This is a genomic window from Bacillus sp. AG4(2022) (assembly GCF_031844465.1).
GTDB classification, from domain to species: Bacteria; Bacillota; Bacilli; order Bacillales; family Cytobacillaceae; genus Bacillus_AB; species Bacillus_AB infantis.
On the sequence record NZ_JAUZVH010000016.1, the window covers coordinates 1 to 19,099 of the forward strand.

The 19,099-nt window shown below is 43.9% G+C and carries 15 protein-coding genes and 1 pseudogene; 10 read left to right on the forward strand and 6 right to left on the reverse strand.

Translation table 11 applies throughout. The annotated features are described in order from the left end of the window. Positions 1-738 precede the first annotated feature (738 nt). The 4 genes and pseudogenes from Q9R36_RS25280 (at position 739) to Q9R36_RS25290 (ending at position 3,082) form a co-directional block, all read left to right on the forward strand. A complete protein-coding gene (locus tag Q9R36_RS25280; RefSeq protein ID WP_311226079.1) occupies positions 739-996 on the forward strand; it encodes a hypothetical protein in 258 nt (85 codons plus the stop codon). 48 nt (positions 997-1,044) lie between these two features. Next, entirely contained in the window at positions 1,045-2,385 is a 1,341-nt protein-coding gene (locus Q9R36_RS25285) for an FAD-binding oxidoreductase (protein WP_311226080.1), read from the forward strand. Positions 2,386-2,400: 15 nt separating this feature from the next. After that, a pseudogene (locus tag Q9R36_RS26195) lies at positions 2,401-2,541 on the forward strand (hypothetical protein); the annotation flags it as partial. Then, entirely contained in the window at positions 2,525-3,082 is a 558-nt protein-coding gene (locus Q9R36_RS25290; RefSeq protein WP_311226081.1) for a hypothetical protein, read from the forward strand. The pseudogene Q9R36_RS26195 and the gene Q9R36_RS25290, both read left to right, overlap by 17 nt. Before the next feature lie 340 nt (positions 3,083-3,422). On the opposite strand, the gene Q9R36_RS25295 is transcribed toward Q9R36_RS25290, so the two are convergent. Continuing rightward, positions 3,423-3,710, reverse strand: coding sequence for a hypothetical protein (locus Q9R36_RS25295; protein WP_311226082.1), 288 nt, complete (start codon positions 3,708-3,710; stop codon positions 3,423-3,425). Positions 3,711-3,910: 200 nt separating this feature from the next. Here Q9R36_RS25295 and Q9R36_RS25300 point away from each other — a divergent pair, with 200 nt between their 5' ends. From Q9R36_RS25300 to Q9R36_RS25325, 6 genes are all read left to right on the forward strand, one after another. Continuing rightward, positions 3,911-4,762: a sugar phosphate isomerase/epimerase family protein gene (locus tag Q9R36_RS25300; RefSeq protein WP_311226083.1), complete on the forward strand. Its 852-nt coding sequence runs from the start codon at positions 3,911-3,913 to the stop codon at positions 4,760-4,762. After that, a complete protein-coding gene (locus Q9R36_RS25305; protein ID WP_311226084.1) occupies positions 4,755-6,095 on the forward strand; it encodes an amino acid permease in 1,341 nt (446 codons plus the stop codon). The genes Q9R36_RS25300 and Q9R36_RS25305 overlap by 8 nt, the downstream gene beginning before the upstream one ends. 140 nt (positions 6,096-6,235) lie before the next feature. Continuing rightward, positions 6,236-7,249, forward strand: coding sequence for an SIS domain-containing protein (locus Q9R36_RS25310; protein ID WP_311226085.1), 1,014 nt, complete (start codon positions 6,236-6,238; stop codon positions 7,247-7,249). Between the two features lie 61 nt (positions 7,250-7,310). Then, positions 7,311-8,093 (forward strand): fructoselysine 6-kinase, encoded by a 783-nt coding sequence (frlD, locus tag Q9R36_RS25315; RefSeq protein ID WP_311226086.1) that lies wholly within the window; start codon positions 7,311-7,313, stop codon positions 8,091-8,093. A gap of 62 nt (positions 8,094-8,155) precedes the next feature. Beyond that, positions 8,156-8,884, forward strand: coding sequence for a GntR family transcriptional regulator (locus Q9R36_RS25320; protein WP_311226087.1), 729 nt, complete (start codon positions 8,156-8,158; stop codon positions 8,882-8,884). Positions 8,885-9,137: 253 nt separating this feature from the next. Further along, positions 9,138-14,279 carry an S-layer homology domain-containing protein gene (locus Q9R36_RS25325; RefSeq protein ID WP_311226088.1) on the forward strand — a complete coding sequence of 1,714 codons (5,142 nt, stop codon included), beginning with the start codon at positions 9,138-9,140 and terminating at the stop codon, positions 14,277-14,279. A gap of 141 nt (positions 14,280-14,420) precedes the next feature. On the opposite strand, the gene Q9R36_RS25330 is transcribed toward Q9R36_RS25325, so the two are convergent. From Q9R36_RS25330 to Q9R36_RS25350, 5 genes are all read right to left on the reverse strand, one after another. Beyond that, positions 14,421-15,026: an S-layer homology domain-containing protein gene (locus Q9R36_RS25330; RefSeq protein ID WP_311226089.1), complete on the reverse strand. Its 606-nt coding sequence runs from the start codon at positions 15,024-15,026 to the stop codon at positions 14,421-14,423. A 5-nt stretch (positions 15,027-15,031) separates the two neighbouring features. Next, positions 15,032-15,895: an immunoglobulin-like domain-containing protein gene (locus Q9R36_RS25335; RefSeq protein ID WP_311226090.1), complete on the reverse strand. Its 864-nt coding sequence runs from the start codon at positions 15,893-15,895 to the stop codon at positions 15,032-15,034. A 131-nt stretch (positions 15,896-16,026) separates the two neighbouring features. Beyond that, positions 16,027-16,374, reverse strand: coding sequence for a cupin domain-containing protein (locus tag Q9R36_RS25340; protein ID WP_311226091.1), 348 nt, complete (start codon positions 16,372-16,374; stop codon positions 16,027-16,029). Positions 16,375-16,380: 6 nt separating this feature from the next. After that, positions 16,381-17,958 carry an autoinducer-2 kinase gene (gene lsrK / locus Q9R36_RS25345; RefSeq protein ID WP_311226092.1) on the reverse strand — a complete coding sequence of 526 codons (1,578 nt, stop codon included), beginning with the start codon at positions 17,956-17,958 and terminating at the stop codon, positions 16,381-16,383. A 42-nt stretch (positions 17,959-18,000) separates the two neighbouring features. Further along, on the reverse strand, positions 18,001-18,927 hold the full coding sequence (locus Q9R36_RS25350) for a sugar-binding transcriptional regulator (RefSeq protein WP_094768655.1): 927 nt from the start codon (positions 18,925-18,927) through the stop codon (positions 18,001-18,003). Positions 18,928-19,099: the final 172 nt, after the last annotated feature.

Here is a 19,099-nt window from a genome sequence, read left to right on the forward strand (position 1 = left end):
ACCCGAATTATCTTGTTTCACGTAAATGTTTCACGGAGGGGGCAGGGCTGCTGTCCCTTTTGTATATTATAAAAGTAATTGATAAGTTGAACTCATTAAACTTTTGATCATCCTTTGAAATAACCCTTGGCAGGGGATAGGACCTATAATTCTCTGTCCCTCTCCAAATTCCCCCAAGCTTACTTGCCTAATACCGCGCCTACTAATAAACAAATGATCCAAGCAATTAACCCCTCTGCAAATACAAAATCCATTTCAAATGAATGTAAGAGAAATTTGATTATATAGTAATCAATTAATAAAGGAATAGATATGCCAAGGCTGAACTGCAGCACAAATCTTGTTTTTCCCTTTTCTCTGATTTGATCCCCCTTTATCCTCAGTCTCCTCTATATAAAAAGTTCCACACTTCTATGTATATGAATAGATAAAAATTTCTTGTAAAGTTTCTGCCTGTTATATAACTAAAGCCTGTTTTAAGGGTATACAGCCTCTTATGCTTCCATCCCATATCTGGAACAGAACCTGTCCCCTCATTCAGCAAAACTTGGAAAACGAGCCAAGGGACCTGTCTCCCTGGCTTATCCCTCTGGCTTAAATAATTGTTTTTTATTTTGGTGCATTATGGTATTATTAGTGTAATATTACACATTAATTGTATTTCAGTGGATTTAAATACGAAAGAATTTACATTTAATGTGCAAATTTTAAATTTAACGATTTCAAGGAGAAAACCGCATGAAGAGAATGTATGTCTTACTTTCGTTTTTATTTTTACTACTTTGTTTTATGTATCCTTTAATTATTTTTATGGCGATGAATGGAGCTTTTGGGACTTTCGGGGAATTTACTGTTTTTTTATGGCCAGTTTTTCCTATACTTGGAGTACTTTCTGCTATCTTTGGCGGTAAGGGCCAAATAAAAGTAGCTGGAATTATGCTCAATGGAACAGCCTTGTGCTTAGTATTGCTAATAACGTTTGTACGCCTAGGATAAGGATAGGCTCCATCCTGCTATATGAATACTAATAAAACAGGTGACAAAATGAAGAGTATAAACGGATTAATAAAAAAACCCTGGTTTCTAGGAAGTATCGTATGCCTATTCCTTCTCTTAATTCTTTTCAACATCCCAATCGAAACACGCAAATATGGCCTTTCTCAAAGTGCCCTCTCAACAGATTATACAGGCCTTCTGCCTGAACGGATTGAACGGGTGGTCGAAGCAGATGACCGCCTTGAACTGCAGCGGATTGTAAAAGAAGCCAACAGAAACGGCCGGTATATTTCGATTGCAGGGCTGCAGCATTCACAGGGAGGCCATACCTATTACAGGGATGGTGTGGTTTTGGATATGCGGTCATTCAATAAAATCCTTGAAATCAATAAAGAAGCTAAAACCGTTAACGTGGAGAGCGGAGCTTCCTGGGAGGATGTCCAGGAAGCCGTGAAGGATGATGGGCTCGCCTTGAAGGTTACACAGTCACAATCAATTTTTACAATAGGAGGGTCTTTGTCGGTGAACGCCCATGGCAGGGATATCCGCTTCGGTCCGATGGCGGGAACTGTAAAGGAAATGACTGTGCTGACGCCTGCGGGTGAAATTAAGACAGTAACGAGGGAAGATTCGGAGGAATGGATGAAGTATATGTTTGGCGGATACGGACTATTTGGGGTGATTCTGGATGTCACGCTGGAGCTTACGGAGGATGAAGTATACACCATCCATACAGAAGAGCTGAAAACGGATGAATACGAATCCTTTTTTACCAATCTGCTGAACCATGATGACACAGCTATGCATTATGCAAGGGTAAGCGTCGCGCCGGGTACCTTCCTCGATGAAATGTATGTGGTGGATTATAACCATACAGGAAAGCAGGATAGAGCTGTCCCTCTTAAGGAAGAAAAAGGAGCCAGGATGGGAAAGCTTGCAATGGATATCGGCCGTCAAGGCGGGATGTGGGAGGACCTGTTCTGGAACAATCAAAAGCTCATGGCAAGGTCTCTGAATGGAAAAAACATCACCAGGAATAATGTGATGCGCGGCAACTCTGCGTTCATGGAATTCACGAAGCCGGGGCGGGTAGAGGTTCTGCAGGAATTTTTCGTGCCTGTCAATCAGTACGGGGAGTATATGGAGGATTTAAAAAATCTGCTGCCAGCTTCGGATCAGGGTGAAGATTTTAAAATCCATAATATTACGGTCCGCTATGCAGCAAAAGACGATCTAACGAGCCTAAATTATGCCAAAGAAGACATGCTGGGCCTGGTCGTTTTGATTCAGCACGGTCTAAGCGAAGAACAGATAGCAGATGCGGAAGCAATCATCCAAAAGTGGACCAGCCTGACACTCGAACACGGTGGAACCTACTATCTTCCTTAATACCATTATCAAACGAAGGAGCAGTTCAGAGAGGCGTACCCTGAGTGGGAACAGTTCCAGGCGGAAAAGCTGAAACGAGACCCGAATGAAGTTTTTCAAAATCTTTTTTATGATTACTACCTGAAAGAAGGAGCAGCACATGAAAATCAAGAGTGAACAGGCCATCCCCCTGTTGGTGTCGGTCGGGCAGGTTGTCGTTTTTCCTTATTATATTGTATGGCTCAAACAGGCGGCCCTGTCATTTACCCTGTTTGGCTGGCTGTTCGCCATATTCTCCTTCTCAGCTGCCTTCGGCTACCGGCTTTATCAGACCAAAGGCAATAAATATCGCTCCCATCACCCGTTCATCTACGCAGGGATGGGAGCTGTTTATATCCTGGCAGGTACCATCAGCCAGCCTGCGGACTCTCTGCCTTACACAGCACTCCTGCTTCAGACAACACTTGGATTCCTTCAAGGCTATCACCACGCTTGGCACATAGAGCAGAAAACCTTCCGCCTGCATGCCATTCATCATTATCTGATTGTCGGCATTGCGATGATTGGGATTTCTTTTGTGAAGATTATATCGCCGGGTGTTGTGATTGCAGGGTTTGGAGTTATTTTGTTTGGCTGTGCGGTTTGGTCTATATGGAAGAGCAAGAGGGGAGATGTCATCCCTTCCTATAGGGGAGAAGTTAAAGAAAGGGGAATGTAAAAGAATCACTTCTGGTTGATGAAAACAGACTTACCTCAATTAGATGATCAGATTCATGTCGACTCTGTTAATTGGGTTTCATCTGATGGGGATTTCAATATCATACTCATACAAGACTTTAGATAACATAAGCTGCAATTTAGGTGTTTTTTTAGCCTCATCCTGTTATAAGGATAAGGCCTATTGCTATTTTTATGCATCGGCAAGGCCGCATGGAAAAACACTTCAAAGCTTTGGAGGAACTCATAAAAAAGATCGCCTGATGATTATTCTTAAGTAATTATCAGGCGTTCTTTTTTTTAATACTCCGCTATTGCATTTCTCATTAGATCTGATAAATTCACCCAATCTGTATTTGACCCAATGCCACACCAGATATCAAGACAGCTGCAGCAAGGGCTGGAATGCTTAAAAGCACCTTATGGGAAAAACGGAAATCTGTAAATTGTTTATATACCTTTTCAGCAAGGAGGGCAAGCGGAATGAATAATAGCAGCATTTCTCCAATGCCGAACAGGTCACCAGAATCATAGGGGCTGCTTACATATTGATTGACAAAGTAGTTGATGGTGAGAAGTATAGTGAATAGGATTATTTGAAAGAGAAAGAAAAGCCAATTTTTTATCAACAGGGCAGCTCCTAGCTTTGTACTTAGATTTCTAGCCTAATGTGTAAATTTTAATGCATTTCTTAATGTGGGACAAGGTGCCTTCCATGTATATCATTCAGATAAAAATATTTAATTTTCAAAAAAGTGTTGCTTGTTTTGTATCACCTAACTATAATACAAATCATAACAAATATAACGTTTTCATAAGGGGGGATTATATGAAGCTTGCAGGGATGAATATCACATTCAGGCATTATCCGTTTAGGGAGTTTTTGGAGTGCATGACAAGTCTTGATATCCGGCATATTGAGTTGTGGGCTGGAGAGCCGCATTTCTATGTATACCGGAATCTGCCTGGCCATTTAAGAAGCATGAAGCGGGAGCTGAAATCGAGAAATATGGAGCTGGTTTGTTTTACGCCTGAGCAGTGTGTCTACCCGTATAATATTGCGGCGTCCGATTCTGATTGGAGAAGAAGCAGTGTGGAGTACTTTAAGGATAATTTATATGCTGCGCTGGAGCTGGACTGCAATATGATGCTGATTACTTCAGGCATTGGGGATCATTCTGTGAGTACGGGGGAATCGTGGGATTATGCCGCCGATTCGATTCATCAGCTAGCAAAGATAGCGGAAAAGGAAGGGATGAATCTGGTCTTGGAACCGTTAACAAGGTTTGAGACCAATCTTGTGATGGATGTTGAGGGAGTTAAGAGGATGCTTGAGGATATCCGATCATCTTCTCTGACGGGAATGATCGATACCGTAGCGATGCAGCTCGCGGGGGAAACGCCTGAAGATTATTTTTCCGCTCTCCGTGATGTTAAGCATTTTCATTTAATTGATGGGGACGGTGTGTCAGACGCCCATCTGGCCCTGGATGATGGAGTGCTTGATTGGCGGGGCTATATGGAGTCTCTAAGATGCAGCGGGTACAAGGGTGCATGCACCCTGGAGATTATGGGATCTGATTATTATAAGAATCCAAAGGAAATAATTTCAGAGTCTGTGAAAAAATTAAGAGAGATAGAACTATTCCATTCTAAAACTGGGGGAACTCATAATGAGTAATGGGGCTCTTACACGCAAGCTTGGATTTTGGGCTGCGCTGGCTATTGCGGTTGGAACGACAATAGGATCCGGTATATTTGTTTCGACAGGGGAAGTGGCAAAAGCGGCTGGCACCCCGACTATTTCAATTTTGGCCTGGGTCATCGGCGGGCTGATTGCTATTCCGCAAGTCATGGTGCTGGCAGAGCTGTCTACAGCCTACCCGCAAAATGGAAGCGGTTACGTATATCTCAATAAAGCAGGCTGGCGGCCATTGGCTTTCTTATATGGATGGTCTACCTTCTGGGCGCTTGATCCGCCAAGCATTTCGATTATGGCACTGGCCATCGTCTCGTATGTAGCTTCCTTCTTCCCTTTCTTTGACGGACTGAATGGAAAGCTGCTCGGTATCGCCATCATTTTGGCCATCACCGCAATTCATTACAGGAGTGTGAAAGAAGGCGGCCTCTTTCAAGTCATTATTACTGCCGTAAAAATCATTCCATTCCTGATTGTCATTGCGCTTGGCTTTATCTATATGAACCCAGGAAACTTTTCCTATACTCCAGCATCCGGCAGTACGGAAACAAGCTTAATCGGAGGGGTTTCAGCTACAACCTGGGCATATACAGGCATGGCGGCAATCTGTTTTATGGCCGGGGAATTTAAGAATCCGGGCAAGGTGCTGCCGCGTGCGCTGATTACTTCTATCTTTATTATCCTAACGCTATATACGCTCCTTGCTGTCTGTGTAATCGGCCTCATGCCTTTTGAACAGCTGATCCAATCTAATGCCGCTGTTTCTGATGCGGTTAAGTATATCCCGGGATTATCGGATATTGCTTCATCGTTTGTAGGAGTGACAGCGATCGTGGTTATACTCGGTTCTTTGAGCTCATGCATCATGTTCCAGCCTCGCCTGGAGTATGCGATGGCAAAGGACGGCCTGTTTTTTCAGCGCTTTGCGAAGGTTCATCCGAAATATGAAACTCCAAGCTTTTCGATATTGGTGCAGGTCATTTATGCGTGCTTCCTGGTTTTCTTCGGCAATTTAACGGCTCTGCTTGGATACTTTACGCTTATCCAGCTCCTGATCAACATTATGGACTTTGCGGCCGTTTATAAATGCCGGAAAAGAGACGATTATAAGCCGGTCTATCGGATGCCTTTATGGAGGATTACAACCATTCTGGCCATTGCCGGCGCTGCCTGGCTCGCCTGGGGAACCTTTACCTGGGCGCCGATCCAGGGTATGATAGCGGCGCTTATCGTCGTCGCCACAGGACTGCCTGTCTACTATTATTGGGAAAGAAAGTACGGTTCAAAGGCTGGTAAGGAAAATATAGTTGCCTAATGCAAAAGGGGAGTTAGTTATAGCTGACTCCCTGATAAATTTTCAAAGAAAAAAGATTGAATTATTTGTAATGTTTATTTATAATACAAGACATAACAAATAAAGTCGCGAGCAAGAGACTCATAAGGAGAGTGTTCCCCATGTTGAAGTTTGATGAAGAATTGTTTTTGAAACTAGTAGAAAAAGAGGGCCTTGGCTACAGGGGCAAAATTGAAGAGATTGTTGATGGTATCTGCCAAAAAGGCTACAGCAATATTTACATGATTGGCGCCGGCGGAACGATCGCCATGATGTATCCTTATGAATACATGTTTAAAACACACTCAAGCATTGATGTCCGCGCAGAAATTGCTTCAGAATTCATGGCCATGAATCCTAAGCATTTTACAAAGGATTCTGTCTGCATCTTTACTTCTGTATCAGGCACAACAGAGGAAACGGTGGCTGCAGCAGAATTCTGCAGGGAAAGAGGAGCAACTACGCTGGCTCTGGTCGCTGAAGCGGACACGCCGCTGACAAAAATCGTCGACTACTGCATCACAACTGGATCTGAAAAGCATTCTTTTGATACATTCTTTATGCTTTTATATATGGTATCCTTCCGGTTCATGCATAACAATGAAGAGTTTCCGCAATATGATCAATTCGTGAAAGAAGTATCATTGCTGCCAAGAGCCATTCTCGATGCTGTTCAGTCCTTCGATAAAAAAGCGGAGGAGTTTGCTGTAAAGCATAAAGATACGGACTACCATATGATGGTTGGTTCAGGCAATCTATGGGGAAATACCTATTCCTATGCAATGTGCATTCTGGAAGAGATGCAGTGGATCCACGCCAAATCGATTCATGCTGCTGAGTTTTTCCACGGCACGCTTGAATTGGTAGTCGAAGATACAAGTGTCATCCTGCTAAAAGGGGAAGATGAAACCCGGCCGCTTGCCGAGCGTGTAGAGCGTTTCGCTGAGAAGATCACCAAAGAACTGACTGTAATCGATATGAAGGATTTTAAAATGGATGGGATCAGTGATGAATTCAGGAAGCATTTCGCTGTCAATATCAACTGGGCTGTCCTCAGCCGCATCAGCGTTTACCTAGAGCGGGAGAGAAATCATCCTTTGGAACTCAGACGCTATTATCGCAAAATGGAGTACTAAGAATGATCGAGCACTGCTAGCGGCAGTGCTCCTTTCTTAAGCTGAAAGGAGTGACAGCACCATGAAGGTCGTTACAGTCGGGGATAACTGCATGGATGTCTATAAGGACAGCGGTAAAGCTTATCCTGGGGGGAATCCAGTAAATGTGGCGGTTTATTTAAAAGCATTGGGAGCGGAACCTGCGTATATTGGCTGGGTCGGCACAGACCACTATGGGGAGGAAATGATCAAAGCCATCCAGGGTAAGGGGGTGGATACAACCCATCTTTCCATAAAGGAAGGAAATACAGCCGTTACAGATGTACATATGGAAGGCAATGACCGGCGGTTTGGTGACTATGATGAAGGTGTTATGAGCGAGTTTGCTTTGACAGGAGAAGAACTTGAATTTATTGCTGCTCATCAGCTGGTGCATGCCGGGCTATGGGGACATGCGGAAAATTATTTTTCTCTTTTTAAGAAAAAAGGGCTGATGACGTCCTTTGACTTCTCTGATCAGCTGGCCCATAAGCTGGTTCAAAGTTTGCTGCCTTATATTGATTATCCTTTCTTCTCTTATAAGGAAAATGATGCGTTTATCCGCCAATTTTTAAAAAGTGCAGTTGGCAAAGGGGCAAAGATTGCAGTTGCCACTTTGGGTGAAAAAGGCTCGCTTGCTTATGATGGAAATGACTTTTATGAATATGGTGTAGTGGATACAGATGTTGTGGATACGATGGGAGCGGGAGATTCATTTATAGCCGGGTTTACTTACGGTATTTTGAAAGGCCTTCCAATAGAAAGCTGTTTGAAATTGGGCGCGAAGACTGCCGCCAATACAATCAGATATTTTGGTGCCTGGTGACTGGGGAGATAGATCAATGTATAATAGATCTTAACAATCTATTGACGGTAAGGATGAGCCAGATGAATTTAAATCCTTCAACGCCTCAGCCGCTGTATATGCAAATCAGGCAAATGCTGAAGAATGACATCCAAAGCGGAAAATACAAGCCAGATGAACAAATTCCAACAGAAGCAGAGCTTTGCGATATTTATAATGTGAGCCGGATTACGATCCGTAAAGCCATTGAGGAATTAGTGAATGAAGGAACTCTTACACGCGTACCGCGCAGAGGGACGTTTGTGGCTTCAAATAAGTTCCATAACGAGCTATTATCTGTAAGCGGCTTCTCGGAATTCAGCCATCAGCTTGGGATGATCCCCAACTCGCGGATATTAAGAAGCGAAGTCATACCAGCATCAGCGGAAGTCGCCGGACACCTGCGCATTGAAGAAGGCAGCCCGGTTCTTGAATTGGAGCGGCTGATGTATGTAAACGACCGCCCTCTATTCTACGACATCGCCCACTATTCTCTCAGTCGATTTCCTGATTTGGAAAAGAAAATTGCGAGGCTTGAATCCACCTATCAGATCCTCCTGGAGGATTACAGCACTGAAATTATCAGCAATGACAAAATCATTGATGTGATCGGGGCCACAAAAGACCACGCCAGACTGCTGGAATGCGATATTGGCGCCAATCTATTCAGGATCGTCAAGATTGCTTTTGATTCCAGTGACGAACCAGTCCATCTTTCTACATTTGTTTGTGAAACGAATAAAGTGAATTTGACCGTTCATCGGGCGAAATAGACATTCGGGGCCATACTCCTTTTTTTGGAGTATGGCCCTTTTTTATCTTTACTTTCTAAAGCAGGAGATGTGGGTGAAGGGCTAATGCCCGAATAGAAAGAAGTGAGTGCTTTCCAAACATTTTTCGTATTTGCGTAATTTACAAAATTTACAATTAGTTACGAATATAGGTAATTATTGTTCTTATCCCTTTACGTTTAGTAGTTAAAATTATCTATATGATAAACAGATTACTAAACTAGGAGGATGGAAAGTGAAGAAGAAGGTTTTAAGTGCGGCTATGGCACTGTCTTTGGCTAATGCTACATTTCTGCCTGTTGCAGGAAATGTACTGGCTGATGAGAGCAAGCCAGATTTAATTATGACTGAGGTTTATCCTGATGACATCAAGCATACTGAAATTGCAGGGGCGGGCTCTAATGATCTTTTTGAATATGTAGAACTGTACAATCCTACCGATAAGGATATTTCTTTTAATGATTTATATGAAATTGTGTATGACTATGGATCGAATAAAAAGAGTCTGCAAGTCACCTCTTTTGGCGAGGATCCTTTAACTGTGGAGCTTCCTGCCGGACAAGCTGCAGTTCTATGGGTGAAAAGGACCAATTCAAGCATATCAGGCGATGCGGCAAAATTAACACAGGCAGACTTCAGGTCCTTCCACGGTTTGGAGGATGACGTGCAGATCTTTTCGCTGACTGGACAGGATGGATTGAACAATAGTGACAGAGGAATCCAGCTTGTGGAAAAAAGAAATCCTTCCAGCATTAAATCGGCGATTTATTATAACAGTGATGATGTAGCAGATGGGAAAAGCGTGCATTTGCAGCCTGCTTTAACTGGTACAGAGCTTCACCGGTATAAACAAAAGGCAGATCCTACTCCAGGAGCCATAGAAGAAGAACAAAAGGTGCCACCTTCTGCAAGAGTTATAGCCATTGAACATACATCGATTACCGAAGTCAAGCCAGGGAATGAGGTTAGCCTGTCCGCTGTTATTCAAGGGGCAGAGTCTGCGACCTTATTCATAAAGCCAGCCGGCCAGCGGGAATTTTCCCCTTATCCTATGGCTGGCGGCGAGAGCGGCCTTTTTCATATAACGATACCGGCTGAAGACTTATCAGATGGGGTTTTCCATTACTATATTGAAGCAGAAGCTGAAGGAATGGAAAATGCCATCTCGCAGGAATATTCTTTTACAGTAGCATCCGGAGAAGAGCCGAAGAATATTCCATCTATTTTAATTACTGAGATTATGCCGAATCCGGAGGGGGATTATAGAAAGGGTTCAGGAAATCAATATGAATATATGGAATTGTACAACACGACAGATGAAGCGATTAATTTAAAAGGGCATACACTATTTTATTTATATCCAGGAACCACTGCTCCTAAAAAATGGACTATACAGGAAGACACTGTGATTCAACCTCATAAGCCCTTTGTAATCTGGTTTGCAAAGGAAGCTATTTCTGCCGGTTATGGGACAGTTGAAGATTTTAATATTCACTTCAATTCCTCACTGACGGAAAAAGACATCTTACTCTATGATAATGGAAAGCCGGAAGATTTTAACCTGCCAAATTCGCTTGAGCGAGGATTTGCTTTATCGTCTTCAGACCAGTTAGCTGACTCGATTATCGAAGCCTGGTATGATGCTTCATCTGACAGCAGCCCGGATGCTCAGGTTCGCAGCATCCGAAATACTGTTATCAGATACTCATATCCAGCATCAGGAAAAATAATGGAACGAATGGATACAAGGCCTTTTGGGAATCCGGGAAGCATAGATTCCCGACAGGTTTCTGAACCAGCGGGCAAAGACGTGGTATCACCACTGTTATCACATGAGCAGTTGACTTATCAGGCTGAACAGAACAAACCGGTACGCATTACGGTAGCCAGTGATGAAATACTCGAAGAAGCAGCTTTCCTTTACGGAGAGTCGACAGAGACCATTACTGACTTTAAACACTCTGTTCCATTGGATTTTAAAGAAGAAAGCAATGGCCAATTTATCTATGAAGGAAATATTCAAATATCCGAAACAGGCATTTACAGATATATGATCCAAGGTGCAGATAAAAGCGGGAATATCACGAAATTCCCTTACAGCTCCCGTGGCCTTCATCTAACGGTCACAGAGCCGAGCGGAGAGAACGCTGAACTGCCTGCTCCCGGCCTTTCTGTAAAGAACGGGCAAATGGTAAGAGGGAGCCTTAATGTTTACGCATATGGAGAAACGGCAGCCAGCAGCATCCAGATGAAGCTGGACAGTAAGGATCTTTCTATTAGGCCGGCACTGCCTGGAATCACTCAGTTCGGGTTTCAGGCGAATGGAATTGATCAAATTTATCAGGCATCAGCCAGTGCCATCAAGGCTGGTGCGGGAAGAGAATATTTCACAAGGATTTACCCGAAATATGTGGATGGTGCCTGGTATAAATACAGTCTTGCGCCTGAATATTTTGTTGAGTCCCAGACGGTTTCCATTCATTCAGGGAGTGAAAGTGTTCCTTATGATTCAGATACACATGATCAGTATTTCAACAAAACCAATTTTGATGATTTTAATGTAAGAAATATCCATCTAGTCCTCCCTGATGGAACAATGCTCAAACCTGAAACAGTGAAACAGACTCCAGGGAATTTAAATATCCAAACTGTGCCATACACAGAAAACCTTTGGTATGGACTTGGAGATGGGACGGCACCGACTAATACAAATATGAATAAGCCTCTGAAGAGTGAATTTCAGTTCAATATTCCTAAGAAGCATTTTACAGCCCGCTATGTTTCTATAGATACCACTGTGCTTCCTGATGGAGAACATACGGTGTATATGGACATGGATGGAGTGCTGGAGCAGGAAGCTGTCATTACAGTAGATAATACTGAGCCGGTTATCCATGGGGTTGAGAATTCAATGAATGGAACCAAGCTTGAAAAAGATGCTGTTTTAAAAGGGGAGTTTTCACTTTCTCTCTTAGCGGAAGATTCAGGAACGGGAATCGCTAGTATTGAGGCCACGCTGGATGGTGAGAATATAAATATGCCGTTTTCATCCTCTTCCTCTGCCATCAGTGCGGGCAGTCATATTTTAAAAATAACTGCATTTGATGGTGCAGGAAATAGTACGAGTACGGAGCAGACCCTTATCATTAATGAAGAAATGCCAGAAGAGCCTGTGGATGTAAAACCAGCCGATTTCTCCAAAGGTGTCAGTCATAGTCCCCGATTAAGCGCAATAGTAAAGGACCCTTCAGGCGATGCCATCAAAACAGTGGATTTCATGGAAGGAACCAGCCATGACTTTGCAAGCCAGAAGGGTATAACTGGATTTAAAAATATTGCTGACCGGGAACCCCCTTTGACAGCCGTGCCTGAAGGAGAAACCGAGATTAGCGCTGATGAACAGCAGGCGATTGCTTATGATGACGAAAAATATCTTGTGACAGATAGTGAGCAGGGCTTTCCGTATCACCGGTTTGAAGTTAAAGTGGGTGAGGAGCTCACGGCTGGCAGCAAGGTAGAATTGCTATGGAAAGGAAAAACACTGCCTAACCGGATGATTACCTTATATGCTTGGGACTATCAGACAGGAAAATGGACTTCTTTAAAGCGCGAAAAAGGGAATCCAAATGAAAACGAAATTCTTCTAGCCGCAGAAGTGGAGAAAGAGAGGTTTATAAAGGATGGCAAAATTCAAGCGATGGTTCAGGATGAAGTCGCTGGCCCGAACGATCCTTTCTCAATTCTCTGGTTTACAGATACACAATATTACTCTGAATCATATCCAGGTATATGGGAATCAATGAGTGATTGGATTGTTGATTCATATAAAGAAGGCATATTCCAATACGCCATCCATACAGGTGATCTTGTGAATGTCGCAGATGATGAAAATCAGTGGAGAATTGTAGACGAAAATTTAAAAAAACTGGAAGAAGCAAACGTTCCTTATGGTGTACTTGCTGGAAATCATGATGTCATAGTAGATGGAATAGATTACTCTTATTACAAAAAATATGTAGGTGCAGACCGCTATGTGAATAATCCTTGGTATGGAGGGCAAATGGATAATAATAGAAACCACTATGACCTTGTATCATTTGGCGGGCATGATTTCATTATACTTTATGTTGGATTTGGTCTTGAAGACACAGAGGAGACAATCCAATGGGCGAATGAAGTACTCGAAAAGCATTCAGACAGAAATGCGATTATAGGGATGCATGCCTATCTAGAATATAATGCAACCCTTTCAAATATGGCTCAAAATGTGTTCAATCAAGTGGTAGTGCCGAATGAAAATGTAAAGCTCATCTTAAGCGGTCACTATCATGGGGCGAACCACCGTGTTACCGAGCTGACAAATCAGGACGGTTCCAAGAGGGAAGTGGTGGAAGTCCTTGCTGATTATCAGGGCGGACCAGAGGGCGGACAAGGATATTTGCGCCTGCTTACTTTTGACCCTGCAACGGAAAAAGTTGATTTTCAAACGTATTCTCCCTATTTAAACGACTATAATTTCTTTGATGAAAATATCGATGCTTTTAAAGAAGACTTTGATTTAGCAGACATCAATAAGCGCGTTTCAACCGACTATGTGGCTGTTAATGTATATTTTGACAAAGAAATCGGCCAAAATCGAGATTTAAAATCAGGAGATACCGCTTCTGTGCAGTGGAGTGGACTGGAAGAATCAAAAGAACATTTTTGGTATATGAATGTGACCGATGAATTTGGTGCAGAAAGACGGTCTATGATTTACCGGTTTACAACAGATGAGAAGACCGGAGGAGGCGGTGTTGTGAATCCATCACCTGAGCCAGCGCCAACTCCAAATCCAAAACCGGAACCAGCACCAAATCCAGGACCGTCAGTGGTATTCAAGGATGTTCCGTTAATGTATCGTGATTCAGTAGAATACCTGGTAGCTGAAGGGATTGCAAAGGGTATCACTCCGTCCCTGTTTGGAACCGGCCATAATATCAAAAGGGCAGATGCTGCTGTCATGCTGGCAAATGCTTTGAAGCTTAATTTTGATAAGGCAAAAAGCTCTGGATTTAAGGATGTCCCTGCACGTGCAGAAGGCGCCGTCAATGCATTAAAGGCAGCAGGGATCGTAAGCGGAAAAACAGCCTCATCATTTGGAGCCCAGGACAACATCACCCGTGGTGAGATGGCCATTATGCTTGCCGAAGCCTATAAAATGGAGTCAGGAAAAAGCAGCATACCATTCAAAGATGTATCTGGCCGCTATACAAAGCCTGTAGCTGCTCTTATCGAAAATAATATAACCCAAGGAAAAACCAAAGAACAATTCGGAACCAGCCAATCCATAACCCGCGGTGAATTTGCCCTATTCCTGCACAGACTGAAGAAATAGGATTAGAAGGACAGGCACTTTGCATCATTTAAAATAAAGTTATTGCAGACCTAAAAACTCCTCCAATTAGCTGATCAGCCGGCTCTTAAGCCAAATGACCAGATTTGGAGGAGTTTTAATTTTACACAGGGAGGTATGATATTATCTGCCATACTGAATAGCACGCGCCATAAACACCGAGAACTCCGCACGTGTTATAGGCTGGTTAGGACGGAAGGTGCCGTCAGCAAAACCGCCTGCGATTCCATTTCCGTTCAGGTTCATGATGTGCGGGTATGCCATCATTTCAAGTGAAACATCGTTGAAAGGGTTTTTTATGCCAGTTTTATTTTCAAATCTGCTTGATCTGTCAATGTGGATGCTAGCATCCCCGCGAGTAACCGCCTGGTGCGGCCGGTAGGTTCCATCCGGGTAACCGACAATGATATCCCTTTCGGTTAAAGCGTGAATATAGCCTGAACCGGCTACACTTGCTTTTACATCCTTGAATTTGGTATCCACAGGTTCTCCGGGCAGCTCTTTGGAGCGGCCGATCATAATGGCAGCTTGTGCGCGGGTGATAAATTCATTAGGCTTGAAGGTGCCGTCGGCATACCCGCCGATCACGCCTTTGCCAATCAAATACTCCATCTCTTCTTTCGCCCAGTGATTTTCAATATCCTTAAACGAACCGGATGCATCTGTATTTTGAGTGAAAGAAAAGAAACAAGAAAACATTAAAACAGCCAACACCAGCAATTTCTTCAACTTTTTCATCCTCCCTTGATCTTAAACTCGACTCCCAAGGTTACATTGCTATTACCAGTTTCTCCTTCCCTGCTGAAGCTTTTTAAAACCTTATAATTCCCTTCTTCAAGACCGGCAAGGTTGATATGCTCTGTTTTTATGCTTGAAGGCAGCATAGTAATAAGGATACTTGTAAAAGCCATATCTTTATTAAATAGTTTCCATCCATCAGATGTTTGCTTATAAATCCCATAAGCTGACCCGGTTTCCATTCCATGCATCGCCCAGTTTTCATAATAAATGCTTGCTGTTTCCCCTGTTTTGTATACAGATTTGGATGCTGTGGCAATCATATGATTCTCATCTGAGGGAGTGTACAAAGGAAAATAGTTTTCCTTTAAGATCGTCCCGCTCGCATCCATGACAGCCAGCCGGTAATAATAAATAGTGCTTGCCTGCTGTGGAATGCTTACTGCTGTATCTCCGCCGTCTGCAGTAGTCCGTGAATCAATTTTTTCTGTGTTTCGTCCAAACTTATCCCACTTGCCTAACTCAACAATCAACTTTTGTCCCGGTTCCAATGGAACGGTAAATCCTTTAAATGTTCCTCCAGCCTGCACAGGCACTGGGTTTCCATCACCATAAAAATGGTCCTGTATAAAGTAATCATAAGTACCGGTCCCGTTTTGCAGGTTTCTTACCTTATTGGTGTACTTATCAAGTATATTCTCCTGGAATTCACCAACAAAACGGGGCGCATCCTCCACAAGCTGAGATTGTTCGTCCAACTCTTTGGGACTGCTGCCTGACGCCGTCCCGCTTTGACCGCTTTCCTGGCATCCGGAAAGGAGAAGCAGGGAGAAACACACAATAGCCGAAATACGCTTCATCAGATTCCCTCCTTTTTTCATTAGACGTAACGGGTGGGAAAAAGATACAGTTTTATTGGATGAAAGGCCCTAAATGCCCGTATTCTCAATAAACAAAAAAACAGGGACAGAAACCCTGTCCCTGCGTGCGGTTATGGCCTATAATCCACATCCACCTTATCCTTAATCTGATACGGAGCCAGCATAAACGCCCCTTTAAAAACTTCCTTTCCTTTATTCACCAAATAATGTACTTTATTCGGCTCAACATGGATGAAGTCGCCTTCCCGGCAGCTGAAGATCTCGCCGTCGATATGGATTTCGAGCTCGCCCTCGAGGACGAAGAAGTTTTCTTCCATGATTTCATGGTAGTGGGCAGGGAAGTCCTGGCCGGGCTGAAGCACGACCAGGCCAAAGTTCATCCGCGGCCCCCTCAGGAGATATTTCGGTCCGCTGTCCCCGAAACGGTATGCTTCCTCGTTTTCATTGATGATGCTCATCTCTCATCACACTCCGCTCTCTTTTAATCCCGGGGCGATCCACATGTGGTCGGTGAGTCCCTGGTCTGCCAATTCCAGCTGATTTTTATAAATAGATTTCCACTTTTGGTACAGCTTTTCATAGACTGCGGGATTTTCTTTGTTAGGATAATAGGTTTTTTCAAATGCCACGACCTTCTCAATTGCATCATCGAAGCTGCTGTATATATTTGCTCCTACCCCTGCACAGATGGCGGCACCAAGGGCAGTGGATTCTCGTACCACCGGAATTTTGACCGGCTTATTGAGGACGTCAGATACGATCTGGCACCATAATGGGCTTTTGGAGGCACCGCCTGCAAATACAATAGAGTCAGGGGAAGAGCCGGTTATTCCGCTGATCAGCTCCATATTTCCTTTTGTAACGAAGGCGGCATTCTCCATGATCGCCCGGTAAAAGGCGGCCTTATTGAATCTGCCGCTGTCGAGCCTGAAGTTAAGGAAGCCGGGAGCAGCATGCTTCCAGGAAATATAATTCATGGTATCTGAGAAGGTGCAGAGCAGGCCGTTGCTGCCGGCCGGAACATGCAGTGCTTTTCTCTCCATCTGTTCATAGATGCTTTCATTCGTTTCGTTCTCCAGATATTTTTCCAGATCACAGAAGCTGTCCCTGAACCATTTCATCACAAGGCCGGGGAAGAAGGCGATGGCTTCATACTGCCATGTATCAGGAATGCTATGGCAGTTGATCCTGACCCTGCATTCGGGATCCATCTGCAGCTTTTTGGTTGTATATTCATATTGCCAGAAGCTCCCGCCAATTACCGCGGCGTCTCCTTCATTGATGATTCCGGCTCCGATGCAGGCAAGCTGGGCATCTCCCCCTCCAGCTACAACCAGTGTTTCTGTGCTTAGACCTGTAAGCGCATTCATTTTAGAGGTGATCTTACCAACTGCTGTTCCGCTTTCAAATACGGCTGGGAAAATATCATCTCTCAAATCGGCTTTCCTGCCAATCTCAGCTTCCCAGCTTCGGTTCGCCAGGCTGAATAGTCCGGTCGTGCATCCATTGGAAGGCTCAACAGAGAGGATGCCGCTTAGATGGTAGATAATCCAGTCATTCAGCATGGTCACATATTTTGTTTGCTGATAGATGTCAGGCAGATTATTTTTGACCCAAAGAAGGCGGGGAATGGCGCCTAAAGAAAAGGTCTGGCCGGAGATGCTGTACATCTCAGCCTCCAGGGAGCTGTCCCCGCTGTTTAGTTTGGCTGTCTCGTTTTCCGAGCGGGAGTCGACATTGGCGCAGGCCCAAAGCTCCCGGCCGTTTTCATCATAGAGGACGATGGCTTCCCGCATGCTGGTTGTCGAGACAGAGACAATCGCATCAGGGTTTACGCCGCTTTTTCCAATGGTCTCCTTAATTAATCCAATTATGATATTCAGGTTCTTCTCCACATCGAAATCCATTGACCCGGGATATCTTTCATCCTCTAAATGCTTCCATTCTGCCTGTGAGGTGCAGACCTCGTTTCCCTTTATATCAAAGAGAATGACCCGGGCGCTCCCGGTCCCTGCATCAATCGCCATTAAATATTGATCCATTCACAGTCATCCTTCCCCTGATCTAATCCGGCCAAGGCCGGTTCACTCCACTAAGCCTCTTGCTGCTGCTTCGTCAGTAATCAGAACATCAATATATCCTCCCTTTAGGGCGCCGATGATCGCTTCCCTTTTATGAGCGCCCCCGGCAACGGCCACCACGTGATTGAGTGACTTCAGGATGCCGATTTCACTGCTGATCAGCTGTTTATGAAGATCTAAATCAATGAGATCGCCGTTAATATCGTAGAACTGGCTCAGCATATCGCCGGCAGCACCCTGGGTTTTTATGATGTCAATGTCCATAGAATTCAAATAACCTTCTTTTACAATGGTGGCTTTGTCATTAAGAGCGCCGATGCCCATGATCGTCATATTGGAATGCGGGATCATTTCGAGCACATTCCTGATCGGCTTTTCCGCAAGCATCTCCTTTGCCAGTTTTTCGGAGGAGACCATTAATGGAGATGGGATAATGTAGTGCTTGTAATTGGGATTGGTATAGTAATCAGAACGTGTATCAATTGCTGTCGGCATATAAAACTTCACACCGCCAGATAAAGATACGAAAGTCACATTATATTTTGTGGATATGCGTAAATGCCCCAGCGTCTTGGAGACGGCTTCCCCGTAGCCGATGCTGATCAGCGTATCACCGGTAATCCTGTCTTCAATATACTGCGCCGCGGCCAGCGTGAAATTCTCGCTTTCCGCATCATTGGCGGCCGGGACAATATAGATATCCTTCAGCTGGTACTTTTCTTTTATCTCTTGTTGAAGCTCCTGATAATTGATCTTCTCCAGATCGATCCTGAATTGGATCACATGATTGGCCTTTGCTTTTTCGAGGTATTTGATCACCTTCATCCTTGAAAGGTTCAGAGATTCAGAAATCTCATTTTGCGTCAGCCCCTCAATATAGTACTTCCAGGCAATCTTTGTAATCAGATCATTTTCATAGGACATTGTCATCACTCATCTTCTGTTGGAATGTAAACAAAATCTTTACAGTTAAACATATGTTCAGGGAAAAAGAAAATATGACAGTAAAGTGGCTCCATGCCGTCTGATACGAAAAAATGGCAGGGGCAAAGGGATGCCACTGCGTCAGGGGGCCATGGCCGGTTAGAACTTCAGAAGAAAA

Coding starts and splice junctions, on each gene's coding strand:
- Q9R36_RS25280 (WP_311226079.1), top strand. CDS start 739: ATGAAGAGAATGTATGTCTTACTTTCGTTTTTATTTTTACTACTTTGT.
- Q9R36_RS25285 (WP_311226080.1), top strand. CDS start 1,045: ATGAAGAGTATAAACGGATTAATAAAAAAACCCTGGTTTCTAGGAAGT.
- Q9R36_RS25290 (WP_311226081.1), top strand. CDS start 2,525: ATGAAAATCAAGAGTGAACAGGCCATCCCCCTGTTGGTGTCGGTCGGG.
- Q9R36_RS25300 (WP_311226083.1), top strand. CDS start 3,911: ATGAAGCTTGCAGGGATGAATATCACATTCAGGCATTATCCGTTTAGG.
- Q9R36_RS25305 (WP_311226084.1), top strand. CDS start 4,755: ATGAGTAATGGGGCTCTTACACGCAAGCTTGGATTTTGGGCTGCGCTG.
- Q9R36_RS25310 (WP_311226085.1), top strand. CDS start 6,236: ATGTTGAAGTTTGATGAAGAATTGTTTTTGAAACTAGTAGAAAAAGAG.
- frlD (WP_311226086.1), top strand. CDS start 7,311: ATGAAGGTCGTTACAGTCGGGGATAACTGCATGGATGTCTATAAGGAC.
- Q9R36_RS25320 (WP_311226087.1), top strand. CDS start 8,156: ATGAATTTAAATCCTTCAACGCCTCAGCCGCTGTATATGCAAATCAGG.
- Q9R36_RS25335 (WP_311226090.1), bottom strand. CDS start 15,895: ATGAAGCGTATTTCGGCTATTGTGTGTTTCTCCCTGCTTCTCCTTTCC.
- Q9R36_RS25340 (WP_311226091.1), bottom strand. CDS start 16,374: ATGAGCATCATCAATGAAAACGAGGAAGCATACCGTTTCGGGGACAGC.
- lsrK (WP_311226092.1), bottom strand. CDS start 17,958: ATGGATCAATATTTAATGGCGATTGATGCAGGGACCGGGAGCGCCCGG.
- Q9R36_RS25350 (WP_094768655.1), bottom strand. CDS start 18,927: ATGACAATGTCCTATGAAAATGATCTGATTACAAAGATTGCCTGGAAG.